This window comes from Castellaniella sp. (assembly GCF_034675905.1).
In the GTDB taxonomy this organism is placed as follows: domain Bacteria; phylum Pseudomonadota; class Gammaproteobacteria; order Burkholderiales; family Burkholderiaceae_B; genus Castellaniella.
Genome location: NZ_JAUCCV010000002.1, coordinates 184609 through 209756, shown reverse-complemented (window position 1 = coordinate 209756; position 25148 = coordinate 184609). Strand labels below are relative to the sequence as shown.

Annotated in this window: 26 protein-coding genes; 19 read left to right on the top strand and 7 right to left on the bottom strand. The window is 63.2% G+C overall.

The annotated features are described in order from the left end of the window. Positions 1–36 precede the first annotated feature (36 nt). Both VDP79_RS02185 and VDP79_RS02180 read left to right on the top strand, forming a co-directional pair. Positions 37–342 carry a biotin--protein ligase gene (locus VDP79_RS02185; RefSeq protein ID WP_323016604.1) on the top strand — a complete coding sequence of 102 codons (306 nt, stop codon included), beginning with the start codon at positions 37–39 and terminating at the stop codon, positions 340–342. Continuing rightward, complete coding sequence (locus VDP79_RS02180) at positions 339–1130, top strand: biotin/lipoate A/B protein ligase family protein (RefSeq protein WP_323016603.1); 792 nt, start codon at positions 339–341, stop codon at positions 1128–1130. The genes VDP79_RS02185 and VDP79_RS02180 overlap by 4 nt, the downstream gene beginning before the upstream one ends. Before the next feature lie 30 nt (positions 1131–1160). On the opposite strand, the gene VDP79_RS02175 is transcribed toward VDP79_RS02180, so the two are convergent. Next, entirely contained in the window at positions 1161–1874 is a 714-nt protein-coding gene (locus tag VDP79_RS02175; protein WP_323016602.1) for an RNA polymerase sigma factor, read from the bottom strand. A 70-nt stretch (positions 1875–1944) separates the two neighbouring features. Beyond that, positions 1945–2292 carry a carboxymuconolactone decarboxylase family protein gene (locus VDP79_RS02170; RefSeq protein WP_323016601.1) on the bottom strand — a complete coding sequence of 116 codons (348 nt, stop codon included), beginning with the start codon at positions 2290–2292 and terminating at the stop codon, positions 1945–1947. 173 nt (positions 2293–2465) lie between these two features. Here VDP79_RS02170 and VDP79_RS02165 point away from each other — a divergent pair, with 173 nt between their 5' ends. Next, positions 2466–3392: a DMT family transporter gene (locus VDP79_RS02165; RefSeq protein WP_323016600.1), complete on the top strand. Its 927-nt coding sequence runs from the start codon at positions 2466–2468 to the stop codon at positions 3390–3392. A 25-nt stretch (positions 3393–3417) separates the two neighbouring features. On the opposite strand, the gene VDP79_RS02160 is transcribed toward VDP79_RS02165, so the two are convergent. Both VDP79_RS02160 and VDP79_RS02155 read right to left on the bottom strand, forming a co-directional pair. Further along, complete coding sequence (locus VDP79_RS02160; RefSeq protein WP_323016599.1) at positions 3418–3981, bottom strand: DUF924 family protein; 564 nt, start codon at positions 3979–3981, stop codon at positions 3418–3420. A 12-nt stretch (positions 3982–3993) separates the two neighbouring features. Then, positions 3994–4983 carry a diaminopimelate dehydrogenase gene (locus VDP79_RS02155; RefSeq protein WP_323016598.1) on the bottom strand — a complete coding sequence of 330 codons (990 nt, stop codon included), beginning with the start codon at positions 4981–4983 and terminating at the stop codon, positions 3994–3996. A gap of 216 nt (positions 4984–5199) precedes the next feature. On the opposite strand from VDP79_RS02155, the gene sstT reads away from it, so the two are divergent. Then, positions 5200–6432, top strand: a complete 1233-nt coding sequence (gene sstT / locus VDP79_RS02150; RefSeq protein ID WP_323016597.1) for a serine/threonine transporter SstT — start codon at positions 5200–5202, stop codon at positions 6430–6432. Here sstT and VDP79_RS02145 read toward each other — a convergent pair. The 3 genes from VDP79_RS02145 to ompA form a co-directional block, all read right to left on the bottom strand. Then, positions 6389–7072, bottom strand: a complete 684-nt coding sequence (locus VDP79_RS02145) for an HAD-IA family hydrolase (RefSeq protein WP_323016596.1) — start codon at positions 7070–7072, stop codon at positions 6389–6391. The two genes, sstT and VDP79_RS02145, sit on opposite strands and share 44 nt — an antisense overlap. 5 nt (positions 7073–7077) lie before the next feature. Beyond that, positions 7078–7785: a bifunctional 2-polyprenyl-6-hydroxyphenol methylase/3-demethylubiquinol 3-O-methyltransferase UbiG gene (ubiG, locus tag VDP79_RS02140; protein ID WP_323016595.1), complete on the bottom strand. Its 708-nt coding sequence runs from the start codon at positions 7783–7785 to the stop codon at positions 7078–7080. Between the two features lie 94 nt (positions 7786–7879). After that, positions 7880–8449: an outer membrane protein OmpA gene (gene ompA / locus VDP79_RS02135; protein WP_323016594.1), complete on the bottom strand. Its 570-nt coding sequence runs from the start codon at positions 8447–8449 to the stop codon at positions 7880–7882. 375 nt (positions 8450–8824) lie between these two features. Between ompA and gyrA the strand changes: the two genes are divergently transcribed. The 15 genes from gyrA to cysM all read left to right on the top strand — a co-directional run bounded on the left by gyrA (position 8825) and on the right by cysM (position 25138). After that, positions 8825–11509 carry a DNA gyrase subunit A gene (gyrA, locus tag VDP79_RS02130; protein ID WP_323016593.1) on the top strand — a complete coding sequence of 895 codons (2685 nt, stop codon included), beginning with the start codon at positions 8825–8827 and terminating at the stop codon, positions 11507–11509. Continuing rightward, positions 11506–12636: a 3-phosphoserine/phosphohydroxythreonine transaminase gene (serC, locus tag VDP79_RS02125; protein WP_323016592.1), complete on the top strand. Its 1131-nt coding sequence runs from the start codon at positions 11506–11508 to the stop codon at positions 12634–12636. The genes gyrA and serC overlap by 4 nt, the downstream gene beginning before the upstream one ends. After that, positions 12629–13717, top strand: coding sequence for a prephenate dehydratase (gene pheA / locus VDP79_RS02120; RefSeq protein ID WP_323016591.1), 1089 nt, complete (start codon positions 12629–12631; stop codon positions 13715–13717). The genes serC and pheA overlap by 8 nt, the downstream gene beginning before the upstream one ends. Positions 13718–13729: 12 nt before the next feature. Then, on the top strand, positions 13730–14842 hold the full coding sequence (gene hisC / locus VDP79_RS02115; protein ID WP_323016590.1) for a histidinol-phosphate transaminase: 1113 nt from the start codon (positions 13730–13732) through the stop codon (positions 14840–14842). Beyond that, complete coding sequence (locus VDP79_RS02110) at positions 14839–15732, top strand: prephenate dehydrogenase (RefSeq protein ID WP_323016589.1); 894 nt, start codon at positions 14839–14841, stop codon at positions 15730–15732. The genes hisC and VDP79_RS02110 overlap by 4 nt, the downstream gene beginning before the upstream one ends. After that, complete coding sequence (gene aroA / locus VDP79_RS02105) at positions 15729–17054, top strand: 3-phosphoshikimate 1-carboxyvinyltransferase (protein ID WP_323016588.1); 1326 nt, start codon at positions 15729–15731, stop codon at positions 17052–17054. Before VDP79_RS02110 ends, aroA begins: the two co-directional genes overlap by 4 nt. An 8-nt stretch (positions 17055–17062) precedes the next feature. After that, the gene (cmk, locus tag VDP79_RS02100; protein WP_323016587.1) at positions 17063–17767 is read left to right on the top strand and encodes a (d)CMP kinase; all 705 of its coding nucleotides are present in this window, start codon (positions 17063–17065) and stop codon (positions 17765–17767) included. A gap of 109 nt (positions 17768–17876) precedes the next feature. Next, positions 17877–19589: a 30S ribosomal protein S1 gene (gene rpsA, locus VDP79_RS02095; RefSeq protein WP_323016586.1), complete on the top strand. Its 1713-nt coding sequence runs from the start codon at positions 17877–17879 to the stop codon at positions 19587–19589. Positions 19590–19597: 8 nt separating this feature from the next. Further along, positions 19598–19948, top strand: a complete 351-nt coding sequence (locus VDP79_RS02090; RefSeq protein WP_323016995.1) for an integration host factor subunit beta — start codon at positions 19598–19600, stop codon at positions 19946–19948. Positions 19949–20041: 93 nt separating this feature from the next. Beyond that, entirely contained in the window at positions 20042–20368 is a 327-nt protein-coding gene (locus VDP79_RS02085) for a LapA family protein (protein ID WP_323016585.1), read from the top strand. Between the two features lie 10 nt (positions 20369–20378). Then, positions 20379–21590, top strand: a complete 1212-nt coding sequence (lapB, locus tag VDP79_RS02080) for a lipopolysaccharide assembly protein LapB (protein WP_323016584.1) — start codon at positions 20379–20381, stop codon at positions 21588–21590. Beyond that, positions 21587–22522 (top strand): D-glycero-beta-D-manno-heptose-7-phosphate kinase, encoded by a 936-nt coding sequence (gene rfaE1, locus VDP79_RS02075; protein WP_323016583.1) that lies wholly within the window; start codon positions 21587–21589, stop codon positions 22520–22522. The genes lapB and rfaE1 overlap by 4 nt, the downstream gene beginning before the upstream one ends. Further along, complete coding sequence (gene rfaD, locus VDP79_RS02070; RefSeq protein WP_323016582.1) at positions 22519–23520, top strand: ADP-glyceromanno-heptose 6-epimerase; 1002 nt, start codon at positions 22519–22521, stop codon at positions 23518–23520. Before rfaE1 ends, rfaD begins: the two co-directional genes overlap by 4 nt. 116 nt (positions 23521–23636) lie before the next feature. Continuing rightward, complete coding sequence (locus tag VDP79_RS02065) at positions 23637–24092, top strand: ComEA family DNA-binding protein (protein WP_323016581.1); 456 nt, start codon at positions 23637–23639, stop codon at positions 24090–24092. Between the two features lie 140 nt (positions 24093–24232). Next, positions 24233–25138 (top strand): cysteine synthase CysM, encoded by a 906-nt coding sequence (cysM, locus tag VDP79_RS02060; protein ID WP_323016580.1) that lies wholly within the window; start codon positions 24233–24235, stop codon positions 25136–25138. Positions 25139–25148 lie beyond the last annotated feature (10 nt).

Sequence of the window (25148 nt, the reverse complement as noted above, 5' to 3'; positions counted from 1 at the left end):
CTTCAATCTTAGCCCACGCAAGAGACGGGAAAACAGATGAATGACGCAAATCTGAGGCCTGAGCCTGGGCACGGTGAATACAAGATTCCGGGCGGCAAACTGGTCGTGGTCGATCTGCAGGTGGCGGCTGGCCGCCTTCAAAATGTTCGTTTGTCGGGGGATTTCTTCCTGGAACCCCCCGAGGCGCTGGACGCCATCAATGCCGCATTGGAAGGACTGCTGGCGCACACCGATGCGGCGGGTCTGGCGCAGGCGGTGAACCAGGCCCTGAACCCCGATGTGCAGATGTTCGGCCTGACGGCGGAAGGCATTGCGGTCGTGATCCAGAGGGCGCTGGCATGAGCGACACCACCTCTGCGCGCAGTCACTGGACCGATTTCGATTGGCGGCTGCTGCATCCTGCACCTTTGATGCCGCTGCAGCATATGGCTTTGGACCAGGTGCTGCTGGACGAAGTCGCCGCCGGGCGTCGGGCGCCGACCTTGCGTATCTGGGAATGGGCGGCTCCTGCCGTCATCATCGGCATCTTCCAGTCTTTGAAAAACGAAGTAGACGCGGATGCGGCCCAGGCGCACGGTATTCAGGTGGTGCGTCGCATCAGCGGCGGTGGCGCCATGTTTGTAGAGCCCGGCAATACCATCACTTATTCCATCTATGCGCCGTTGTCTCTGGTGGACGGCATGAGTTTTCGTGACGCCTATGCTTATATGGATGCTTTCGTGCTGCAGGCGCTGGGGGATCTGGGCATCAAAGCCTGGTATCAACCGCTGAACGACATCACATCCGAAGGCGGCAAGATCGGCGGCGCCGCCCAGGCGCGCCGGGGCGGCGCGGTGCTGCACCATGTGACCATGGCCTACGATATCGATGCCGCCAAGATGCTGCAGGTCTTGCGCATTGGTCGGGAAAAGCTGTCGGACAAAGGGACGACCTCTGCCGCCAAACGGGTGGATCCGCTGCGCAGCCAGACGGGCTTGGCCCGAGAGGCCGTCATTGCCCGCATGCTGGATGCTTTCCGGCAGCGCAACGGCTTGCGGGATGACGTCTTGACCGCCGATGAACTGGCCCAAGCCGAACGCCTGATCCAGGAAAAGTTCGGCACACAAGACTGGCTGGCCAAGGTGCCTTGAAAACCGGCTGGCTCGCCAGCCGTTTATCGGTCAATCCTGCCGGATGCCGGCCGCCCGCATTCTGGCATGCACGCCCGCCACGATGCGGTTGCAGCGCTCTCCGGCAAACGAGAACGCTTGGCCGATGTGGGGATCGAAATCCTGCTTCAAGGCGTCTTGCAGCAAGCGTCGGGCCCGCATGAAACGTACCCGGACAGTGGCTTCCGGCATGCCCAGGATCTGAGCGACCTCGGCGGCGGGCATTTCCTCGACCCCGCGTAACATGAAGACCGTGCGGTAGATATCGGGCAGCGCGTCGATGTGCCGCTCGATCTGGTGACGCAATTCCGCCCGCCACGCGGATTGGTCGGGGCGTGTGATGTCGGAAGCGGGGAGGTCGGAGCCGGGCGCAAGCATATTGTCTGGGTCAGTAGAAACCTGGTATGCCGATTGGATGTGGGCTTCGCGGGTTTTGTTTCGCCGGCGGCGCATCAAGGCCTCGTTGACGGCGATGCGGGTCAGCCAGGTGGCGGGCTGGGCGTCGGCGCGAAAGTCTTGCAGGTGCTGGTAGGCTTTCCACCAGGCATCCTGGACGGCGTCTTCGGCTTCGGCTTCGTCATGCAGGATGCTGCGGGCCGCCCGGTACAGCTGCTGGTTGTGCCGGCGCATCAGCAGGTCGAAAGCCTGCAGCTTGCCGGCTCGGCACCAGGCGATCAGCGACAGATCGCTTTCTTTCGTCAAATCCTGCGGAATTTGAGTATCCACTTTACTCCCCCCAATAAGCCCGGACTGCATTGGATGCTGCTGGCCAGGGAAACGTTTCACGGCCTGGCGATCAGGCGTGATCCTTGCCGTGCAGGCCGTCCAGGGTTTGCAGCGCCAGATTGGAATGCGCGTAGGCGCCGCCGGCACGCATTTCGGCAGCCACCCAGATGGCTTCCATGATTTCGGCATCCGTGGCCCCGGCGCGTGATGCGCCTTCTGTGTGGCCCTTGATGCAGTATGGACATTGGGTTACGTGGGCCACCGCGACGGCGATCAATTGTTTGGTCTTGGCATCCAGGGCCCCCGGCGCAAAGACCGCCTTGCTGAACGCCTTGAAGGCAGCCAGCGGTTCGGGGGCCAGCTCGGCGCGGCGTTTAGCCAGATCGGCGGTGGCGTGGGGATACATGGGCGAATCCATGGGCGGCTCCTGGTGCGGTGATTGATGCTTTGTTCATCATAGACCCGACGTCTTGCCGGAGCCAGCGAATCCCTGTCGCGGGCAGGGGCGGGGAACGCCGCTCAAAGCAGCCGGCAGAGCCGGCTGATCGTGCCGGACGCCTACAATACAGGCTTTGATCAAGAGGTTCTTGCGTGGAACACCGCCAACCCATGGATGGTCGGGCCTCCGGGCTCATGCTGCTGTTGTGCCTGATCTGGGCGATGCAGCAGATTGCGCTCAAAGCCACGGCGGATGATTTTGCGCCCGTCTTCCAGATTGGCGTGCGCACGGCCCTAGGGGGGGTGCTGGTCGGTTTGGTGATGATCTGGCGGCGCGAACGGATCGGTGGTGCGCTGGCCCTCTGGAAACCCGGTCTGTGCGCGGGCGCTCTGTATGCGCTGGAATTCGTCCTGATCGGGGAAAGCCTGCGCTTCACCACCGCAGGCCATGTGGTCGTGCTGCTGTATACGGCGCCGATTTTCGCCGCCATGGGGTTGCACTGGAAACTGGCCGAAGAGCGCCTGGCTGCAGTCCAGTGGGCAGGCGTCATCCTGGCTTTCGGCGGGGTGGGGATCGCATTTCTGCTACGCGAAAGCGATGCGCCGGCGCAGGCCAGCGCCATGCTGTGGGGCGACCTGCTGGCTTTGCTGGGCGGTGCGGCGTGGGGAGCGACGACAGTCGTGGTCCGGGTGACGCCGCTGGCGTCGTTGCCCGCCAGCCAGACCTTGATGTATCAACTGTTCGGGGGCTCGACGCTGCTGCTGCTGGCGGCCGTGCTGATGGGGCAGACGACCTTCCATTCCACGCCGCTGGTTTGGGCCGGACTGGCTTTTCAGGTCATTTTCGTGGCGTTTCTCAGTTATCTGACCTGGTTCTGGTTGCTGACGAAATACCTGGCGTCGCGCCTGGGCGTATTTTCGTTTCTGACGCCGTTGTTCGGCGTGATATTGGGCGCCTGGCTGCTGGACGAGCCCATCGGGCCGGGCTTCTTGCTGGGGTCCCTGCTGGTGGTGGCTGGCGTCGTGCTGCTCAGCGGCTACGGGTGGTATGCGCAATGGCAAGCGGGCCGGCGCGCATAAGCGGCGTCTGGCGGCCTTTACGAGCCTATCCCGAGAATCCCCCTGAATCCAGGAAGGCTTGCTCTGCGGCGCTTGTGGTGCGGCCCAGTGCGGCATTGCGATGGGGAAAGCGCCCGAAACGGGCGATGATGTCGTGATGCTCCTGCGCCCAGTACAGGGAGTCGGGGGCATGCTGCTGATAGATGGTCAAGGCTTCCTGCTGGACGGCAAGGTCCTCGGCGTGCATGAAGGGCAGGCAGATGAAATTGCGCAGGGCGGGTTCGATCAGGCCCAGGAAGTCCAGGCTGCGGCGCGCGTAGGACAGCGCCAGGCCGTCGGTAGCGAACATATGGCCGGTGCCCCGGAAAGCATTGCGCGGATATTGATCCAGCAGCAGGATCAGGGCCAGTGCGGATTCAGGCTGTTGCAGCCAGCTTTCCAGTTCCTGGCGGGCTGCGGCGTAATGGGCGTCGTAAAAGCGGCTGCGAAAAGCCGCGTCGAATGCCGCGTTTTTCGCAAACCATTTTTCGGGGCCTGCATCCCGCCAGAAATCCAGCATCGCCTGGGCGGCATGGGGCATGGCGGAGTGGTCGGATTCGGCAGGATGCATGATCAGGATCGCTTAGAGCAGTTCGCGGCGCAGATCCGCCGCCGATTTGGGCGACAGCAGGCCGGGAGGCACGTCAAAGACCGTGCGGGCGCCGGTTTCCCCGGCGGATTTCATGCGCCAGGCCGCGCGTGCGTAGGCGACCAGGACGCTGGAGGTGAAGCCGGGGTTGCTGGCCAGTTTCAGGGAATATTCGACGACCTGATGATCATTGGCGCCCGATTGGCCGCTGCGGATGACGAATCCCCCATGCGGCATGCCGGCATGGTCGCGTTGCAGCGTATCGGCATCGATGAAATGCACGTGGGTGTCGTAGTCGGCGAAATAGTCCGGCATGGTCACGATGGTCTGTTCCACCTGGCGGGCATCCGCGCCGGACTGCAGCACGACATAGCATTCGCGGGTGTGCTTTTCCCGCGTGCTCAGCTGCGGCTGTGCGCCGGATCGCACGCGCTCGACCGCATCCGGTACCGGGATGGTGTACTGCACCCCGCCAGCAACGCCCGGCACGCGGCGGATGGCGTCAGAATGGCCTTGGCTCAGGCCCTTGCCCCAGAACGTGTAGGTGGCGCCGTCGGGCAGGATGGCCTCGCCCATCAGGCGGTTGATGGAAAACAGGCCAGGATCCCAGCCGACGGCCAGAATCGACAGATTGCCATGCGCGCGCGCTACGGTGTCAACCGCCTCGAAATACTGGGGAATGCGGGCGTGGGTGTCGTAGCTGTCCACGGTCGTGAACCATTGGGCCAGCGCCGGCCCCTGCACCGGCAGATCGTCCTTGGAACCCCCGCACAGGATCAGCACATCGATATCGTCGCGCCGGGCGGCGGCATCATCCAGGGACCAGACCGGCACCGTCGGATCATCCAGCACCAGGGATGCGGGATCGCGGCGTGTGAAGACGCCGACCAGCTGCATATCGGTGTGGCGGGCGATTGCCGCCTGCGCACCACGGCCCAGATTGCCGTAGCCGGCGATGCCGATGCGGATGGGGGATGAAGCCATGAAGTTCCTTTCAGTTGAGGGCCGCCCGAGGCGGTGGTGGTTTTATTGTATCGGCTTGCCGCCTGTGCGGCGCGGGCCCTGTATCCCTAGTGCTAGAATGGCGGCCATTTCAAGCTGGCGCGGCGCTTTGCCGGGTTTCTCCGGGCAGGGCGGTATGAGGTAGGTACATGGTGATCTTCCTGGTCCGTGGCCAGGAGTTCATCATGGAGTTTCCTTATGGCGTCTACCGCCCTCAAGCCCAATCCCCTGCTGCAGTTCGTCAGCAGCGGCAGTCTGGTGACGCAGATCCTCATCGGCCTGGCGGCCGGCGTGCTGCTGGCGTATGTCTCGCCCGCAGCCGCTCAATCCGTCAGCCTGCTGGGCAGCTTGTTTGTCACCGCCTTGAAGTCGATTGCGCCCTTGCTGGTATTCGTGCTGGTAGCGGCATCGATTGCCAACCATCGCAAAGGCGCCCAGGTTCCGCTGGGGCCGATTCTGGTGCTGTATCTGGTCGGGACGTTCGCCGCTGCCGTGGTGGCGGTGGCAGCCAGCTTTCTGTTCCCCCTGACGATCCAGCTGCAGGTGGGGGATGCCACCCTGAGCCCGCCCAGCGGCGTGGTCGAGGTGTTGCGCAACCTGCTGTTCAGCGTGGTCGATAATCCGGTGCATGCCTTGCTGGAAGCCAATTACATCGGCATTTTGGCCTGGGCCGTCGGCCTGGGGATCGCGTTGCGCCGCGCCCGTGAGTCCACCAAGCATGTCATGTCCGACTTGTCTTTGGGGCTGTCCTTTATCGTGCGCATCGTCATCCGCCTGGCGCCCATCGGGATTTTCGGGCTGGTGGCGGCGACCATCGCCGATACCGGCTTTGGCGCTTTGCTGGACTATGCGCGTCTGCTGCTTGTGTTGCTGGGGTGCATGGTCTTCGTGGCCCTGGTGGTCAATCCCCTGATCGTTTTCTGGCGGATCCGCACCAATCCCTACCCTCTGGTCTTCACCTGCCTGCGAGAATCCGGCGTGACGGCATTTTTCACCCGCAGCTCGGCGGCCAATATTCCGGTCAATATGGCGCTGTGTGAGAAACTGGGTCTGGAAGAGGACACCTATTCGGTATCGATTCCGCTGGGCGCCACCATCAATATGGCCGGCGCCGCCATCACCATCACGGTGTTGACGCTGGCCGCTGCCAATACGCTGGGGATTTCGGTGGATCTGTTTACCGCGCTGTTGCTCAGCATCGTAGCGGCTGTGTGCGCCTGCGGTGCGTCCGGCGTGGCGGGCGGGTCTTTGCTGTTGATTCCGGTCGCGTGCAGCCTGTTCGGAATTTCCAACGACCTGGCAATGCAGGTCGTTGGCGTGGGCTTCATTATCGGCGTTTTGCAGGATTCAGCAGAAACCGCCCTGAATTCGTCGACCGACGTGTTGTTTACGGCTGCCGGATCGGCTCGCACCGCGCCCAGCGCTGGATGATCGGCCACAGATCTGCCGGCTGGCGGGCGATGGCGTCCGCTTGCCAGCGGTCCGGGTCGTCTAAAGAACAATAACCATAGCCAGCCGCCACGGTCGCCATGCCGGCTGCTTTGCCGGCCAGGATGTCGCGTTCATCATCGCCCACATACAGGCATTGGTCCGGGGTGAAGCCTGCTTGCCGGGCGGCATGCAGCAGGGGTTCAGGGTGCGGTTTGGTATGCGGTGTCGTGTCGCCGCCGACCGTGACGCGGCAGCGAGGCTCCAGGCCCAGGTGGCGCACGATGGGCAGCGCCAGGGATTCGACCTTGTTGGTGACGATGCCCCAGCCCATCGAAGCCTTGGCCAGTTGGTCCAGCAGCGTCTCGATACCGGGAAACAGGCGGGTATCCACCAGCATGGCCTGCGCATAATCCTGCAGGAACTGCCGACGGCTGCGTTCGTATTCCTCGGTGCCGGGGTCCAGGTCCAGTGCGGCCTTCAGCAGGCCGCGCGCCCCGTGCGAGGCATATGGACGCAGGGCTTCATAGGGCAGGGGATCCAGTCCCCGATAGCCGCGCTGACGATTGGCAGCGGCGGCCAGGTCGGGCGCCGTGTCGGCCAGCGTGCCGTCAAAATCGAAGAGAACAAGGTAAGGCTGCATAGCGTTCATTCCGGGCGGCGGGCCGCCATGAAATAGTTCACCCCGGTATCTGCCGTCAGGCGGTACTGCCGGGTCAGCGGCAGATATTCCAGACCGCTCAGTGCCGTGACCTCAAGGCCTGCTGCGCGGGCAGCGCCGGCCAGCTCGCTGGGAGTGATGAATTGCTGGTAGCTGTGAGTGCCTTTGGGCACCATGCGCAGCAGGTATTCCGCCGCCACGATCGCCAGCATGAAGGATTTCGGATTGCGGTTCAGCGTCGAAAAGCAGACCAGCCCGCCGGGGCGCACCAGCTGGGCCGCCGCGCGCACAATGGCGGCAGGGTCCGGCACGTGTTCCAGCAGCTCCATGCAGGTCACCAGGTCGAACCGCCCGGCTTGCTGGTCTGCGTAGTCTTCGGCGCTGACGCATTCATAGTGGACCTGCACGCCGGATTCATGGCCGTGCAGGCGTGCAACCTGCAAGGATGCCTTGGCCAGATCGATGCCGGTGACCTGCGCGCCCTCGGCAGCCATGGCTTCGGTCAGCAGACCGCCGCCGCAGCCGATGTCCAGCACCCGCTGTCCGGCCAATTCGCCCGCCTGGCTGCGAATCCAGTCCAGCCGCAGAGGGTTGATGTCGTGCAGTGTCTTCAGGTCCCCCTGGGGGTCCCACCAGCTGGAAGCCAGGGCACTGAATTTGTCGAGTTCGGCGGGATCGGCGTTGGCGGTTTGCATGAATATCGGATTCCAGAAATGAACAAGGCTCCGCGCGCGCGGAGCCTTGAGTTGTCGCTGCGCCTAGGCGCAGCGACTCGTACGGCCTGCAGAATTACTTGCGGGTACCGACGATTTCGATTTCCACGCGGCGGTTCTGGGCGCGACCGTCGCGAGTCTTGTTGGACGCGACCGGTTGCAGTTCGCCCTTGCCTTCGGCGTAGATGCGATCAGCGGCAACGCCCTTGCTGACCAGGTACTGCTTGACCGAATTGGCACGGCGCTCGGACAGTTTCTGGTTGTAGGCTTCGGAACCGATGGAGTCGGTGTGGCCGACGGCAATGATGGTTTCCAGATTGATGGTGCCGGCTTGTTGGGCGACCTGATCCAGAACTTGCTTGCCTTCGGGTTTGATGGTGGACTTGTCGAAGTCGAAGAACGTATCGGCGTTCAGGACCACCTTGCTGGCGGTCGGGGCGACGACAGGCGCTTCTGCAACGGGCTTGCCGCAGGTTTCAGCAGCGGTAGCCGGCGTCCAGAACGCATCGCGCCAGCACTGTTCACCGCTGGCATTCTTCCAGACGTGGCCATCAACGTTGGTCCAGTTGTCGGAAGCCGACGCGGTACCCATGGCGGCCATGGCAGCAATGGCGAGTCCAATAGCGATTTTGGAGGGTTTATTCATGTTTCTCCTCGTTTGAGCATGATGCTTGAAAGTGACCGCAGCGAACCCCCGCCGCATCTCGAAAGAACGTTTCCAGTATAGCAATGTCTAGTTGGAAAACTATCAATTGCGCTGGGCTTGGTGCGTGTTAGCCGAAATCTTAAGGCATTTTCCCCGCTCGGGTTAAGTATTGAGCGCCTTGCCCAGCACTCTGAGGGCAATTTATCCGGGACCAGCCCCCTGGTTGTGGGATTTTTGCAACGCGGGGCCGAATCGCGCCGGGATCGGGCGGCTTGCCGGGTCCATTGTCCGGACGCGGATGGTCTGTCGATGCGGATGATAGAATCACCGATTGCCCCCCTGGCGGTTTGACGCCTATCGGTTTCGGACATATACATGGAATCCTTCGCTAAAGAGACTTTGCCCATTTCGCTTGAAGATGAAATGCGGCGCAGCTATCTGGATTACGCCATGAGCGTGATCGTAGGACGTGCTCTGCCAGACGTACGCGACGGGCTCAAGCCCGTGCACCGGCGCGTCCTGTTCGCCATGCATGAGCTGAACAACGACTGGAACCGGGCCTATAAGAAATCGGCCCGTATCGTCGGGGATGTCATCGGTAAATATCACCCGCACGGGGATTCTGCCGTCTATGACACCATCGTGCGCATGGCGCAGGACTTTTCCCTGCGCTATATGTTGGTGGACGGGCAGGGCAACTTCGGGTCCGTGGATGGCGACAACGCCGCCGCCATGCGTTACACCGAAATCCGCCTGGCGAAAATCGCCCATGAACTGTTGGCCGATATCGACCAGGATACGGTCGATTTCGGCCCCAACTACGATGGCAGCGAACAGGAACCTCTGCTGCTGCCTTCGCGCCTGCCCAACCTGCTGGTCAACGGCAGCGCCGGGATCGCCGTGGGCATGGCCACGAATATCCCGCCGCACAATCTGTCCGAAGTCGTCGAAGGCTGTTTGTACTGCCTGCGCAACCCCGACTGCACGATTGACGAGCTGATCGAACGCATTCCGGCGCCTGACTTCCCCACGGGCGGCATCATCTATGGCATGGCCGGCGTGCGCGAGGGCTACCGCACCGGTCGCGGCCGGGTGATCATGCGGGCCAAGGCTCACTTCGAAGACCTGCCGCACGGCAATCGCCAGGCCATCGTCATCGATGCGATTCCTTATCAGGTCAACAAAAAATCCCTGCAGGAACGCATCGCCGAACTGGTCAATGAAAAGAAGATCGACGGCATTTCCGACATCCGCGACGAATCGGACAAGGACGGCATGCGCCTGGTGATCGAGCTCAAGCGCGGCGAGGTCCCCGAAGTCGTCCTGAACAATCTATACAAGAACACCCAGCTGCAGGAAACCTTCGGCATGAACATGGTGGCGCTGGTCGATGGCCAGCCTCGCTTGCTGAACCTGAAACAGATGGTGCAGTACTTCCTGCGGCACCGCCGGGAAGTCGTCACCCGCCGCACGATTTTCCAATTACGCAAGGCGCGCGAGCGCGGCCACGTGCTGGAAGGTCTGGCGGTGGCGCTGGCCAATATCGATGATTTCATCACCATCATCAAGGCCGCCCCCACGCCGCCGGTGGCGCGTCAGGCCCTGATGGAACGCAGCTGGGATTCCTCTTTGGTCCGGGACATGTTGTCGCGTGCCGATACCAATGTGGCGTCCGGCGGGCGGGCGGCGTATCGCCCGGACGGGCTGGAGCCGCAATTCGGTTTGCAGGCCGATGGGCAGTATCGCCTGTCCGAGGTCCAGGCCCAGGAAATCCTGAACATGCGCCTGCAGCGCCTGACCGGGCTGGAACAAGACAAGATCGTCGGCGAATATCGCGAGATCATGGATACCATCGCCGACCTGCTGGACATCCTGGCGCGACCGGATCGTGTCACGACCATCATCAGCGACGAGCTGTCGGCCATCCGTCTGGAATTTTCCGCGCCTGGCAGCGATCTCCGGCGCTCCGAGATCGAGTTCAATGCCACCGAACTGGAAACCGAAGATCTGATCACTCCCATGGATATGGTGGTGACGCTGTCGCGCAGCGGCTATATCAAGAGCCAGCCTTTGTCCGAATACCGGGCGCAGAAACGCGGCGGGCGCGGCAAGCAGGCCACCACCATGAAGGAAGACGACTGGGTCGATCAGCTCTTCATCGCCAATACGCACGACTTCCTGCTGTGCTTCTCGGATCGCGGCCGGGTCTACTGGCTGAAGGTCTGGGAAGTCCCGCAAGGATCGCGCAATTCGCGCGGCCGCCCCATCGTCAATATGTTCCCGCTGGTCGATGGTGAAAACATCACCGCTGTGCTGACGGTCAAGGCTTTCAGCGAAGACCATTACGTATTCATGGCGACCTCGCGCGGCACGGTCAAGAAAACGCCGCTGTCGGATTTCTCCAATCCCCGCAAGGCCGGCATCATTGCCGTTGGCCTGGACGAGGGCGATTATCTGATCGGCGCCGATCTGACTGATGGCAAGCATGATGTCATGCTGTTCTCCGATGCCGGCAAGGCCGTGCGCTTCGATGAAAACGATGTGCGCCCGATGGGCCGCACGGCGCGTGGCGTGCGGGGCATGTTCCTGGAAGAAGGCCAATCCGTCATTGCCTTGCTGGTGGCCGAAGACGAATCCCAGAGCGTGCTGACCGCTACCGAAAACGGCTACGGCAAGCGCACCTCCATCGTCGAGTACACCCGTCACGGACGCGGCACCAAGGGCATGATCGCCATCCAGACCTCGGCGCGTAACGGCAAGGTCGTCAGCGCAGTGCTGGTACAGCCCGAAGACGAGATCATGCTGATCACTACCAGCGGCGTGCTGGTCCGTACCCGGGTGGCGGAAATCCGCGAAATGGGCCGGGCCACACAGGGGGTCACGCTGATCAATGTGGACGAAGACAGCCGGCTCATCGGTGTGCGCCGTGTCGCTGAAAGCGATGTGGATGACGACGAAAACGATGCCGATGATGTGGACGGCGGCGACGGTCCGGCAGGCGATGCGCCGGCCGGCGAGTCTGCGCCCGAGGACATTGCTTCCCCTAAGGACCCTTCATGAGCCGCCCCTGGAATTTTGCCGCAGGCCCCTCGACCTTGCCTTTGGAAGTGCTGCAGCAGGCCGCTGCGGACCTGTGCGATTGGCAGGGCAGCGGCACCTCGGTCATGGAAATGAGTCACCGGGGCAAGCACTACAGCCGCATTCGCGACGAGGCCGAGGCCGATCTGCGCGCCTTGCTGAGCGTGCCGGATGATTTCGAGGTGCTGTTCATGCAGGGCGGCGCTTCGGCGCAGAATGCCCTGATTCCGCTGAACCTGATCGGCAGAGACGGGCGCGGACGCGCCGATTACGTCCTCAGCGGTCATTGGGCGCGGAAATCCTTCAACGAGGCCCAGCGCTATGGCGACATCGCCGTGGCGGCGACGGCAGAATCCTCCACTGAACTCGACGGCCATGCCTATGCCCCCTGGTGTTGGCTGCCGACGCAGGACCAGTGGCAGGTACGAGCTGATGCCGCCTATCTGCATCTGTGCGCCAACGAGACCATCGGCGGCGTCGAGCAGGCCGTGATGCCGGACATGGCCGCTTTGGGCGCGCCGGATGTGCCGCTGGTTGCCGATATGTCGTCCAACATCCTGTCGCGGGCGATTGATTTTTCCCGCCTGGGCGTGGTCTATGCAGGGGCGCAGAAAAACGCCGGGCCTGCAGGGGTTACCCTGGTCTTTGTGCGCAAAGACCTGATCGGTCATGCGCTGGCGCATTGCCCGTCGGTGTTCGATTACGCACCGGTGGCCGGCGCCCAGTCCATGTTCAACACGCCGCCGACCTTCGCCATCTATATGGCCGGACTGGTCTTCAAATGGCTGTTGAAAAACGGCGGCGTGGCCGCGATGGATGCCGCCAGCACGCGTAAATCCTGTGCACTCTATGATTACCTGGATGGCTCGTCTTTTTACGAAAGCCGTATCCATCCGGCTGTGCGCTCGCGCATGAACGTGCCTTTCTTCCTGCGTGACGAAACACTGAATGCCGCTTTTCTGGCGGAATCGGATGCAGCGGGCCTGCTGGCGCTCAAGGGCCACAAGGCAGTCGGCGGCATGCGGGCATCCCTGTACAACGCCATGCCCCTCGAAGGCGTACAGGCCTTGATCGGCTTCATGCAGGATTTCGAGGCGCGCCATGGCTGAACCGGATCTGCAGGCCAGTCTGGAACCTCTGCGGGCGCGCATCGATGCGCTGGACGAGCAGATTCTGATTCTGCTGAATCAGCGCGCCCAGGCAGCCTTGCAGGTGGGCGACGTCAAAAAGCGCTTCGACGCCAATGGGCCGGTACTCAAGCCCGAGCGCGAGGCCTTGATCATCCGTCGTTTGCAGACCATCAATGGCGGTCCCATTCCGGAAACCGCAGTGGCCGCCATCTGGGGGCAGGTGATTTCCGCTTGCCGTGGGCTGGAAAGCGTCCTGACGGTCGCCTTCCTGGGGCCGCAGGGTTCGTTTTCCGAACAAGCGGCCTACGAGCATTTCGGCCGGGCCATCACCGGGCTGCGCTGCGAATCCTTTGACGAAGTCTTTCGCGCCGTCGAGGCAGGACAGGCCGATGTCGGCATGGTGCCGGTCGAAAATTCCACCGAGGGCGCGGTCAATCGCAGCCTGGATCTGTTGCTGAACTCCTCGCTGAAGGTGCTGGGCGAACGCACGATCCGGATCCATCACAATCTGCTGACGCTGACCGGCGGTCTGGAAGGCGTGCGCCGGGTGCTGGGTCACCCGCAGGCGCTGGCTCAATGCCAGGCCTGGCTCAGCCGCAACCATCCCGGCCTGGAACGTCTGCCGGTGGCCAGCAATGCGCAGGCGGCCCGTATGGCCGCCGAAGACCCCTCCTGTGCGGCTATCGCCGGGGATGCCGCCGCAGCTGTCTGGGGTCTGAGCTCCGTCACCAGCGGCATCCAGGATGATCCCCAGAACCAGACCCGCTTTCTGGCGGTCGGGGCGCAGGACGCAGGGCCGACTGGCCGCGACAAGACCAGCCTGATCCTGGCGGTGCCCAACCGGGCCGGTGCGGTCTATGACATGCTGGCGCCCTTGTCGCGCCACGATGTGTCCATGACGCGTTTCGAGTCCCGTCCCGCTCGCACCGGCCAGTGGGAATACTATTTTTATGTCGACCTGCTGGGCCATCATCAGGATGAGCCGGTGCGGCAGGCGCTGGCCGAACTTCGTCAGCAGGTGGCTTTCTTCAAAATTCTGGGTTCCTATCCCCGGCAGTGAGGTAATTCCGTCATGACTCAGCCCCTGGCTCCGGAACACGTCCGGGCGATTGCGCCGTATCAGCCCGGCAAGCCCATCGAAGAACTGGCCCGCGAATTCGATCTGGACCCGGCCGGTATCATCAAGCTGGCCTCCAATGAAAACCCGCGCGGGTGCTCGGATCGAGTGCGCGAAGCGCTCAGCCAGGCGGCCGGCAGCCTGCAGGGCCGCTATCCCGATCCCAACGGCTTCGACCTGAAGACTGATCTGGCAGCGCATCATGCAGTGCCGACGGCCTGGATCACGCTGGGCAATGGTTCCAATGATCTCCTGGAACTGGCCTCTTTGGCCTTGCTGGATGAAGGGACATCCGCCGTCTATGCCGAGCATGCCTTTACGGTGTATCGCCTGAGCACGCAGGCGCGCGGCGCTCGGCACGTGCGGGTGCCTGCCCGTGATTACGGGCATGACCTGCCGGCCATGCTGGACGCGATCGCCGACGATACCCGGCTGGTGTTCATCGCCAACCCCAATAATCCTACCGGCACGCACGTCCCGCCGTCCCAGGTCCAGGCGTTTCTGGACGCGGTTCGCGCGCGCCATGGTGATCGGGTCACGGTGTTGCTGGACGAGGCCTATGACGACTATCTGGATCCTGACGAACGGGTCGATAGCGCCCGCTGGGTGCAGGAATACTCCAATCTGATCGTGACGCGCACCTTTTCCAAGGCCTATGGTCTGGCAGGATTGCGGGTGGGCTATGCCTTGGCGCAGCCGGGTTTGACGGATCTATTGAACCGCGTGCGCCAGCCTTTCAACGTCAACACGCTGGCTCAGGTAGCCGCCCGGGTGGCGTTGGCGGACACGGATTTCCTGGCCGGGACGTATGCCCTGAACCGCGACGGGCGCGTGCAATTGCAGGATGCATTTACGGCGTTGGGGCTGGATTACGTGCCCAGCCATACCAATTTTGTCCTGGTCCGGGTCGGCGATGCCGTCCGGGTGCATGGCGAATTGCTGCGCCGGGGCATCATCGTGCGCCCGGTGGCGGGCGATGGCTTGCCGCAGCATCTGCGCGTCAGCATCGGCCTGTCTCAGGAAAACACCCGTTTCATTCAAGCGCTGAGCGATATTCTGCAGCCATGAGCAGCGTTCCCGACCCTCTGGTGCCAGTGCTGGCGGTGGTCGGCGCCGGTCTGATCGGCGGCTCGTTTGCGGCGGCTTTGCGCCGGGTGGGGCAGGTGGGGCGTGTGCTGGGCGTAGGGCGCCAAGCTGCGTCTTTGCAACGGGCCCGCGAACTCGGCCTGATCGACGAGATCGTCACGCTGCCACAGGCGGCCGCCCAGGCTGATCTGATTTTTCTGGCGACGCCGGTCGGCGCGATGTCCGGCATCCTGCAGGCGCTGGCGCCGCACTTGCGGGCGCAGACCCTGGTGACGGATGCCGGCAGCACCAAATCCGATGTGGCCGGCTTGGCCCGGGATGTGCTGGGTGATCGCTGCCTGCAGTTCATTCCAGGGCATCCGATCGCCGGGTCCGAGATGACCGGCCCCGAAGCCGCCGATCCCTTGCTGTATCACGGCCGCAAAGTCGTCTTGACGCCATTCGAGGATACCCCTGGCGCGGTTCAGCACCGCCTGATCCGCATCTGGGAAGCCACCGGCGCCCGGGTTCAGCTGATGGATCCGGCGGCGCACGACCGGGCGCTGGGTTGCGTCAGCCATCTGCCGCATCTGCTGGCAGCGGCCTTCATGGCCCAGGTGATCCGCGCGGATGATGCGGATACCCGGCTGGGTCTGGCCGGCACCGGATTCCGGGATTTCACCCGGATCGCCGCCGGGTCTCCCGAGGTCTGGCGCGACATCTTTTTTTCCAATCGTTCCGCCGTCCTGCAAGAACTTGATGCGTTCGTCCAGATGCTGGACCTCTGGCGGGCGGCCTTGCAGGACGATGCCCATCCTGAAACCCTTGAAACCCTGCTCGAACAATCGGCCCTGGCCCGTCGGTTCTGGGGCGGGCGCAATCCGACGCCATGACTGATCGCACTCCCTTCCTGTCTCTGCAACCGTCCGTCCGGGCGGCAGGGACGGTGACCCTGCCGGGGTCCAAAAGTATTTCCAATCGGGCGCTGCTGCTGGCGGCGCTGGCCGAAGGCGCGACGACGCTGACCGGTCTGCTGGATTCCGACGACACGCGGGTGATGCTGTCAGCCCTGGAAGCGCTGGGGGTTGATGTGCAGACCGATGGACAGGGCGGGGCGCGTGTCGTTGGGGCTTCGACATGGCCACAGCGTCAGGCGGATCTGTTCCTGGGCAATGCCGGTACGGCGTTCCGGCCGCTGACTGCCGCCTTGGCCGTCATGGGGGGCGACTATCGCCTGTCCGGCGTGCCACGCATGCATGAACGGCCCATCGGCGATCTGGTGGATGCGCTGCGGGGGCTGGGCTGCGCACTGGCGTACGAAGCCCAGGAGAACTATCCGCCGCTGAAGATCTCGCAGGGCCGCTTGCGCGTCGACCAGCCTGTGCGGGTGCGCGGCTCGGTCTCCAGCCAGTTTCTGACCGCTTTGCTGATGGCGGCGCCGATTGCGGCAGGCCGTACCGGCCAGCCGGTCATCATCGAACTGGATGGGCCGCTGATTTCCAAGCCCTATATCCTGATTACCTTGAATCTGATGGCCCGTTTCGGCGTGGCGGTGCAACGCGACGGCTGGGAACGGTTCACCATTCCGGCGCAGGCGCGATACCGCAGCCCCGGCCGCTATGCGGTCGAAGGCGATGCCTCGTCCGCCTCCTATTTTCTGGGGTTGGGCGCCATTGCAGGCGGCCCGATCCGCCTGCAGGGGGTGGGCGCGGACAGCATTCAGGGCGACCTGGCCTTTGCCGATGTCGTTCAGGACATGGGTGCAACGGTGCATCGCGAAGCGGACGCCCTCGTCGTCCAGGGGCCTGTCGTGGCGCAAGGCGGGCGGTTGCGGGCCTTCGACCGCGATTTCAATCTGATTCCCGATGCCGCCATGACGGCGGCGGTGCTGGCCCTGTATGCCGATGGGCCATGCCACCTGCGTAATATCGCCAGCTGGCGGGTCAAGGAAACCGACCGGATCGACGCCATGCATGCTGAACTGGCTCGCTTGGGCGCGCGCGTCGAATCCGATGCCGATAGCCTGACGGTCTACCCGCTGGCGGCGGATCAATGGCGCTCGGCGCAGATCGGCACCTACGACGATCACCGGATGGCGATGTGTTTTTCGCTGGCGGCCTTCGGTCCTGTGCCGGTGACGATTCTGGATCCGGATTGCGTGGCCAAGACGTATCCAGCGTATTTTCAGGATTTTCAACGTCTGCTACAGGCGTAAGGCTTGCCATGAATGCTGCTTCTTTCGAGCGGGATGCATCCGCTGTTCCCGTCATTACGATCGATGGACCGACCGCCTCGGGCAAGGGCACCATCGCCCAACGTGTGGCCGATCATCTGGGCTGGCACGCGCTGGACAGCGGGGCCTTGTACCGCCTGACCGCGCTGGCCGTGCGGCAGGCCGGGGGCGACGGCAGCGATGAATCGCAGGCGGCGCACCTGGCCCGTCAGCTGGACGTGCAGTTCGGCGCCGGCCTGATCCGTCTGGACGGGCAGGATGTGACGCATCTCATCCGCCAGGAGGCTATCGGCAATCTGGCGTCGCGGGTCGCCGCCTGGCCGGCGGTGCGCACGGCATTGCTGGCCCGGCAGCAGGATTTCCGCCAGATGCCCGGCCTGGTGGCCGATGGCCGCGATATGGGGACGGTCGTGTTCCCCGATGCACCCTTGAAAATCTTTCTCGATGCGGACGTGGTGGTCCGGGCGGAAAGACGACATAAGCAGTTGAGGGACAAGGGAATTTCTGCTAACCTAGACGACCTTTTAAATGATCTTCGCTTACGTGATGCACGTGATCGGGATCGGGCGCACGCACCGCTTGTCGCGGCTGCTGATGCCATGACAATCGATTCGTCCCATATCGGGGTGGATCAGGTTGTCGATCAGGTGCTGGATCTGTGGCTTGACCGCAGATCGGCGCATGGGCCTGCCTGACGGGCATGGCCGGGATTTCCGGCAGCTGTCATGCAGGATTTTTGTTCACTCCGCCGGGTTCGCCCTGGCGTGTCATGATTGCCCCTCGGGGCGTATGGATTAATCGTTCATGTCCACCCTTACCACTGAAGCCGCATTGGGCGGTGAAAGCTTTGCCGATCTGTTTGCCGCAAGCATCAAGGATCAGAACATGCGCTCCGGCGAGGTCATCTCGGCCGAAGTCGTGCGCGTCGACCACAATTTCGTCGTGGTCAATGCAGGCCTGAAATCCGAAGCCTACATTCCCCTGGAAGAATTCCTGAATGATCAGGGCGAACTCGAAGTCCAGGACGGCGATTTCGTCTCCGTGGCCATCGATTCCCTGGAAAACGGCTACGGCGACACCATCCTGTCGCGTGACCGCGCCAAGCGCCTGTCGGCCTGGCTGCAGCTCGAACAGGCTCTGGAATCCGGCGAACTGGTCAACGGCACCATCACCGGCAAGGTCAAGGGCGGCCTGACGGTCATGACCAACGGCATCCGCGCCTTCCTGCCGGGCTCGCTGGTCGACCTGCGTCCCGTCAAGGACACCACGCCTTATGAAGGCAAGACCCTGGAATTCAAGGTCATCAAGCTCGATCGCAAGCGCAACAACGTGGTGCTGTCGCGCCGCGCCGTGCTCGAAGCCAGCATGGGCGAAGAGCGCGAAAAGCTGCTCGAAAATCTGCACGAAGGCGCCATCATCAAGGGTATCGTCAAGAACATCACCGACTACGGCGCGTTCGTGGATCTGGGCGGTATCGACGGCCTGTTGCACATCACCGACATGGCCTGGCGCCGTGTCCGCCACCCCTCCGAAGTCCTGTCCGTCGGCCAGGAAATCGAAGCCAAGGTCCTCAAGTTCGACCAGGAAAAACAGCGCGTCTCGCTGGGCGTCAAGCAACTGGGCGAAGATCCCTGGATCGGCCTGGGCCGCCGCTACCCGCAAGGCACCCGCCTGTTCGGCAAGGTCACCAACCTGACCGACTACGGTTCGTTTGTTGAAGTCGAAGCCGGTATCGAAGGCCTGGTGCACGTCTCCGAAATGGACTGGACCAACAAGAACGTCGATCCGCGCAAGGTCGTGACCCTGGGCGAAGAAGTCGAAGTCATGGTTCTGGAAATCGACGAAGACCGTCGCCGCATCTCGCTGGGCATGAAACAGTGCCGCCCGAATCCTTGGGAAGACTTCGCGTCCAACTTCAAGCGTGGCGACAAGGTTCACGGCGCCATCAAGTCCATCACCGACTTCGGCGTGTTCGTTGGTCTGCCGGGCGGTATCGATGGTCTGGTGCATCTGTCCGACATCTCCTGGACGGAAACCGGCGAAGAAGCCGTGCGCAACTTCAAGAAGGGCGACGAGCTCGACGCCGTGGTGCTGGGCATCGATACCGACAAGGAACGCATCTCTCTGGGCGTCAAGCAGCTCGAAGGCGATCCGTTCAACAACTTCGTGGCCACCTACGACAAGGGCGCCGTGCTGACCGGCACGATCAAGTCCGTCGAACCCAAGGGTGCTGTCGTGACCTTGTCCGTGGACGTCGATGGCTACCTGCGCGCTTCTGAAATCTCCGCGGGCCGCGTCGAAGACGCCACCACGGTGTTGAATGCGGGTGATCAGATCGAAACCATGATCATCAACGTCGACCGCAAGGCGCGTTCGATCCAGTTGTCGATCAAGGCCCGTGACAATGCGGAAACCGCCGACACCATCCAGCGCATGACCGAAGCCAGCGCTTCGTCGGGCACCACCAACCTGGGCGCCCTGCTGAAGGCAAAGCTCGACCAACAGCGCGATAACTGATGCCTGGCCTGACCAAGTCCGAGCTCATTGCCGTGTTGGCGGGTCGCTATCCTCAGTTAGCGGTCCGCGACATGGACTTGGCGGTCAAGACGGTTCTGGACGCGATGGCCGATGCGCTGGCCCAGGGTCAGCGCATCGAAATTCGCGGCTTCGGCAGCTTTTCGCTGTCGCAGCGCCAGCCGCGTGTCGGGCGCAACCCGAAATCGGGCGAAAAAGTGCTGGTGCCAGCAAAGCTGGTGCCGCACTTCAAGCCCGGCAAGGAATTGCGCGAACGCGTGGATCAGGGCCCCGATACCGGCAGTCCTGAAGAGCCCGCCACTGCGGCCGACTTGTATCAGATGCATTACATCAATGAATGATTCCGTCACCGGATGAATTCAAAGCGGCCTTCGGGCCGCTTTTTTGTTGCTGTTATCTATAATGGCGGCATTCCCTTTCAAGGAGCTTGGCATATGCGCTATCTGGTCTGGTTGCTGCGCTTGATCATTTTCATCATCGTGCTGCTATTTGCCTTGAAGAACACCGCGCCGGTGGATGTCGGGTTTTTCTCTGATCAGGTGCTGCACCAGGTGCCCCTGATTGTCGTGATGCTGGTCGCTTTTGTCCTGGGGGTCGCCTTTGGCCTGCTGGTGGCTTTTTCCGCCGTCTTGCGCCGGCGCCGCGAAATCAATCGCCTGCGGCGCGAACTGTCGCGGGCGCAGGATGCCTTGGCGCATCCGCAGGCCGCCGGATCAGGACCGCTGATCCCGGAAACCGTGGCGCCGCTGGCGCCGCTCTGATGGGGACATCGTGGATTTTGAACCCTGGTGGCTGATCATCGTTCCGGTCCTGTTCGGACTGGGGTGGCTGGCGGCGCGCTTTGATTTCCGGCAGATGCTGTCGGAAACCCGCGCTTTGCCTGACTCTTATTTCAAGGGCTTGAATTTTCTGCTCAACGAGGAGCCTGATCGCGCCATCGATGCCTTCATCGAGGTCGCCAAGCTCGACCCTGAAACCACCGAACTGCACTTCGCCCTGGGCAGCCTGTTTCGCCGCCGTGGCGAAATCGAGCGTGCCATTCGGGTGCACCAAAGCCTGTTGTCGCGGGAAGATCTGCCGTTGCCGGATCGAGAAAACGCCCAGTTGGAACTGGCCCAGGATTTCCTCAAGGCCGGTCTGCTGGATCGTGCCGAACAAGGCTTTCAGGCCATCATCCATACCCGGCATGCCCAGGAGGCCATCCGCGCCCTGGTCCGCATCTATGAATCCGAGCATGATTGGCCCCGGGCCATCGATGCCGTGCAGCAGCTGCGCAGCCGCGTGGACGAGCCTGTGCCGCAATTGGCCCATTACCATTGTGAGCAGGCGCAGGCTTTGCTGGAAGCCGATCCCATCAATTTTGATGCGGTCGCTCAGGCCCTGGATGCGGCTGACCACGCCGTGAAGCAGAACGGCACGACGCCTGCATCCGAAACCCGGGTGCGCTTGCTGCGGGCGCAGTGGTCGGCGCGGCGCGGCGATCTGGAATCCCAGCGCGTCTATCTGCAGGATGTGCTGGGCGCAGCCCCCGACTATGCCGGGTTGGTGGCCGGGCCTTTGCTGGCCTGCTATGTCACCCTGGGCCGAGGCGACGAGGGCCTGGCGCTGCTGCAGGCGCAGTATGCCCGTGTGCCCACGCTGGATCTGTTCAATGTGATTTTTCGCGCCTTGCGCACCCAGGCCGGCGCCGACCCGGCCTGGGCCTTCGCCCGCGAGGCCTTGCGGGCGCACCCGTCCCTGCTGGGCCTGGACCGCCTGCTGGAGGTCGAGCTCTCCCAGGAAGGCGAAACCCCGGCGGATAATCACCTGGTGCCGGGCGCGGACCTGGGCCTGTTGCGCAGTCTGATTCATAAACATACCCAGCGGCTGGATCGCTATGCCTGCAGTCAGTGCGGCTTCGAAGCGCGTCGCTATTACTGGCAGTGCCCAGGCTGCAATGCCTGGGAGACCTACCGGCCCCGCCGCCTGGAGGAAATTCGTTGAACTCATTCCCCTTGTCGGCCGCGCGCGCGGCCCGGATACTGGTGGCTGGCGACATCATGCTGGACCGCTACTGGTTCGGCGAGGTCGACCGTATTTCGCCCGAGGCCCCGGTGCCGGTCGTACGTGTGGCCCGGCGTGAAGACCGTCTAGGTGGCGCCGCCAACGTCGCCCGCAATATCGCCGCCTTGGGTTCCCAGGTGGGCCTGCTGGGCATTATTGGCCCCGACGAGGCCGGCGCCCGGGTCAAGACACTGATCCGGGAAGCCGGTATCCGGGATTGCCTGGTCGAAGACGCCGAAGGCATGGACACCACCTTGAAAATGCGTGTCCTGGGGCGCCAGCAGCAGCTGCTGCGGGTGGATTTTGAACAAGGGCCCGGCGCACAGGCGCTGCAGGCCCTGGAAGCCGGCTTGCGAGCCAGCTTGGCGGATTACGACCTGCTGGTGCTGTCTGATTACGCCAAGGGCGCCCTGAGCCGGGTCGAGACCCTGATCCGCGTGGCCCTGGATGCCGGCGTGCCGGTGCTGGTCGACCCCAAGGGCCATCGCTACCAGCGCTATCAGGGGGCGACGCTGGTCACGCCCAACCGCAGCGAGATGCAGGATGCCGTCGGACGTTGGGATTCCGAAGACGACCTGACCCGGCGGGCGCAGGCCCTGCGCCGGGAATTGGCCCTGGAAGCCTTGCTGATCACGCGTTCCGAACAGGGCATGACGCTCTATACCGAGGCCGGGCGTCAGCACGTGGATGCCCAGGCGCATGAGGTGTTCGATGTGTCCGGGGCGGGCGATACCGTGCTGGCCACACTGGCCGTCATGCGCGCCGCCGGGCTGGATTGGTTCGATGCCATGGCCTGGTCCAATCGGGCAGGGGGCATCGTCGTGGGTAAATTGGGCACGTCCATCGTGACCGCAGAGGAGTTGTCATCATGATCGTGGTAACTGGCGCCGCCGGCTTCATCGGCAGCAATCTGGTGCGTGGCCTGAACGCCCGCGGGGTGGATGACATCCTGGCCGTGGATGATCTGACGGATGGCGACAAATTCCGCAATCTGGTCGATCTGAAGATTGCCGACTACCTGCACAAGGATGAATTCCGCCGTCGGGTGCTGGCAGGCGAATTGCCTCGCCCGGAAGCCGTGTTTCATCAGGGGGCCTGCTCGGATACGACCGAACGCGACGGCCAGTTCATGATGGATAATAATTTCCGCGTGACGCTGGAACTATTCGAGTACTGCCAGGCGCGTGAGGTCCCGTTTCTGTATGCCTCTTCGGCCGCTGTGTATGGCGCCGGTCCGCAGTATGTCGAAGATCCCGCGCACGAATCCCCGCTGAACGTCTATGGCTATTCCAAGCTGCTCTTCGATCAGGTGCTGCGCCGCCGTATGGATAGGCTGACGGCCCAGGTCGTAGGGTTGCGGTATTTCAATGTCTACGGCCCGCGTGAGCAGCACAAGGGCCGCATGGCCTCGGTGGCTTTCCACAATATGAACCAATACGTCGAGCAGGGGCATGTGCGCTTGTTCGGCGGCTGGGATGGCTATCCGGATGGCGGGCAGCAGCGGGACTTCGTCTATATCGACGATGTCGTCAGGGTCAATCTGCATTTCCTGGATCACCCGCATGTTTCCGGCATCTTCAATTGCGGGACGGGGCGCGCCCAGCCGTTCAATGATGTGGCGCAGACCGTCGTCAACAGTCTGAGGGTGCATCAGGGCCAACTGGCCTTGCCCTTGGAAGAACTGGCAGGCGGCGGGCAGCTGCGGTACATCGCGTTTCCGGACGATCTGAAAGGCCGTTACCAGAGCCATACCCAGGCGGACCTCACTCAGTTGCGGGCGGCAGGCTATGCGCATCCCTTCAGCGATGTGCAGACAGGGGTCAGTGACTACGTGCGGCGGCTGCTGGACGGCGGACAGTTGCGCGCCTGACCGCCTGGGCGGCGCCCCGGATTTGGGGTATGACAAATCCCATCAAGCCTGCCGCTGCGGCGCCCATGCCTGCGGCATCATGACCGGACTTCCTTCCTCTTTCCAGGAGTCCGGTCATGAATCCTTTTCTGCATAGCACCGTTGCTCAGCCCTCGTTCGCGACAAGCCCGGTCGCCCTGCCCGTGGACCGGCGCCGGCGGCGGATGCGGCTGCCATCCGCGCCGCGTGTCTCACGTGTACTTCGGGCAGCCAGCCTGGCGGCATTGACCTGGGCCGGCGCTGCCGGCGCAGTGGATCTGAATACCGCTACTCTGGATCAATTGCGGGGGATTCGCGGCATCGGCCCCAAGACGGCGCAGATCATTCTGGATGAGCGGACGCGAGGCGGACGGTATCAGTCCTTTGCCGACTTGTCAGATCGCGTGCGCGGTATCGGTCCGCGCCGCGCCCAGGCGCTGCAGTCGGCGGGCCTGACCATCGATGGCGGGGGGATGCGCGTATCGGGACAAGGAGAACCGGCCCCACCGCTTGCCGGGCCTGCTGCAGGCCGAACGCCTGCGACGAAACGCTGATCCGTTCTGCGGGTGGCGCCTGCTGCCGCGGCGTGACTGTCCGGGCTGTTTCGCCGGTCTATATCCTGCCGGCGGCATAAGCTTATTTCCAGCTGAAGCATGCGCCGTCGGCCGTTCGGGGCGGGTGTATCATTTCGAGCATGAAAACCTACCCCACCATCGAAGACATCGTCGGTTCCACTCCCTTGGTGCGTTTGCAGCGCCTGCCGGGGGATGCCGGCGCGCCTCGCGGCAATGTCATCCTGGCCAAGCTCGAGGGCAACAATCCCGCCGGCTCGGTCAAGGACCGCGCGGCGTTGAGCATGATCCGCCAGGCAGAGTTGCGCGGCGATATCCGTCCGGGCGATACGCTGATCGAGGCGACCAGCGGCAATACCGGCATCGCCCTGGCCATGGCGGCCGCCGTGCGCGGCTATCACATGATCCTGCTGATGCCGGACAATTCCTCTCGGGAACGTTGCGCGGCCATGACGGCGTACGGCGCTGACCTGATCCTGACCCCGGCGGATCAGGGCGGCATGGAATATGCTCGCGACGAGGCGCTGCGCATGCAGGCCGAAGGCCGGGGTTTCGTGCTGGATCAATTTTCCAATGAAGACAATCCGCGCGCGCACCGTGAGACCACGGGCCCGGAAATCTGGGATCAGACCGATGGTCAGGTCACGCACTTCGTCAGCGCCATGGGCACCACTGGCACCATCATGGGAGTAGGCGGCTACCTGCGTTCCCGCAACCCGGCGGTTCAGGTCGTCGGGGCGCAGCCTGCCGACGGCGCTCATATCCCGGGTATCCGCAAATGGCCGGAAGCCTATCAGCCCAGCATCTACCATCCCGCAGAGATCGACGCCTTCGAGCCCATCACCCAGGACCAGGCGGAATCCATGGCCCGGCGCCTGGCGGCCGAAGAAGGCATCTTTGGCGGGATATCGTCGGCCGGGGCTGCGGTCGCCGCTTTGCGGGTGGCTGCCACCGTGCGCGACGCCACGATCGTCTTCATCGTCTGCGACCGAGGCGACCGCTATCTATCCACCGGCGTGTTCGGCTAAAGCTCAGTGG

Bases quoted from the DNA above. Each gene is read 5' to 3' on its own strand.
- VDP79_RS02085 (WP_323016585.1), top strand. From the start codon at position 20,042: ATGCGCTATCTGGTCTGGTTGCTGCGCTTGATCATTTTCATCATCGTG.
- cysM (WP_323016580.1), top strand. From the start codon at position 24,233: ATGAAAACCTACCCCACCATCGAAGACATCGTCGGTTCCACTCCCTTG.
- VDP79_RS02180 (WP_323016603.1), top strand. From the start codon at position 339: ATGAGCGACACCACCTCTGCGCGCAGTCACTGGACCGATTTCGATTGG.
- pheA (WP_323016591.1), top strand. From the start codon at position 12,629: ATGGCTGAACCGGATCTGCAGGCCAGTCTGGAACCTCTGCGGGCGCGC.
- rfaD (WP_323016582.1), top strand. From the start codon at position 22,519: ATGATCGTGGTAACTGGCGCCGCCGGCTTCATCGGCAGCAATCTGGTG.
- VDP79_RS02110 (WP_323016589.1), top strand. From the start codon at position 14,839: ATGAGCAGCGTTCCCGACCCTCTGGTGCCAGTGCTGGCGGTGGTCGGC.
- VDP79_RS02145 (WP_323016596.1), bottom strand. From the start codon at position 7,072: ATGCAGCCTTACCTTGTTCTCTTCGATTTTGACGGCACGCTGGCCGAC.
- VDP79_RS02065 (WP_323016581.1), top strand. From the start codon at position 23,637: ATGAATCCTTTTCTGCATAGCACCGTTGCTCAGCCCTCGTTCGCGACA.
- sstT (WP_323016597.1), top strand. From the start codon at position 5,200: ATGGCGTCTACCGCCCTCAAGCCCAATCCCCTGCTGCAGTTCGTCAGC.
- VDP79_RS02185 (WP_323016604.1), top strand. From the start codon at position 37: ATGAATGACGCAAATCTGAGGCCTGAGCCTGGGCACGGTGAATACAAG.
- VDP79_RS02155 (WP_323016598.1), bottom strand. From the start codon at position 4,983: ATGGCTTCATCCCCCATCCGCATCGGCATCGCCGGCTACGGCAATCTG.
- serC (WP_323016592.1), top strand. From the start codon at position 11,506: ATGAGCCGCCCCTGGAATTTTGCCGCAGGCCCCTCGACCTTGCCTTTG.
- cmk (WP_323016587.1), top strand. From the start codon at position 17,063: ATGAATGCTGCTTCTTTCGAGCGGGATGCATCCGCTGTTCCCGTCATT.
- VDP79_RS02170 (WP_323016601.1), bottom strand. From the start codon at position 2,292: ATGGATTCGCCCATGTATCCCCACGCCACCGCCGATCTGGCTAAACGC.
- ubiG (WP_323016595.1), bottom strand. From the start codon at position 7,785: ATGCAAACCGCCAACGCCGATCCCGCCGAACTCGACAAATTCAGTGCC.
- aroA (WP_323016588.1), top strand. From the start codon at position 15,729: ATGACTGATCGCACTCCCTTCCTGTCTCTGCAACCGTCCGTCCGGGCG.
- gyrA (WP_323016593.1), top strand. From the start codon at position 8,825: ATGGAATCCTTCGCTAAAGAGACTTTGCCCATTTCGCTTGAAGATGAA.
- hisC (WP_323016590.1), top strand. From the start codon at position 13,730: ATGACTCAGCCCCTGGCTCCGGAACACGTCCGGGCGATTGCGCCGTAT.
- ompA (WP_323016594.1), bottom strand. From the start codon at position 8,449: ATGAATAAACCCTCCAAAATCGCTATTGGACTCGCCATTGCTGCCATG.
- VDP79_RS02160 (WP_323016599.1), bottom strand. From the start codon at position 3,981: ATGCATCCTGCCGAATCCGACCACTCCGCCATGCCCCATGCCGCCCAG.
- rpsA (WP_323016586.1), top strand. From the start codon at position 17,877: ATGTCCACCCTTACCACTGAAGCCGCATTGGGCGGTGAAAGCTTTGCC.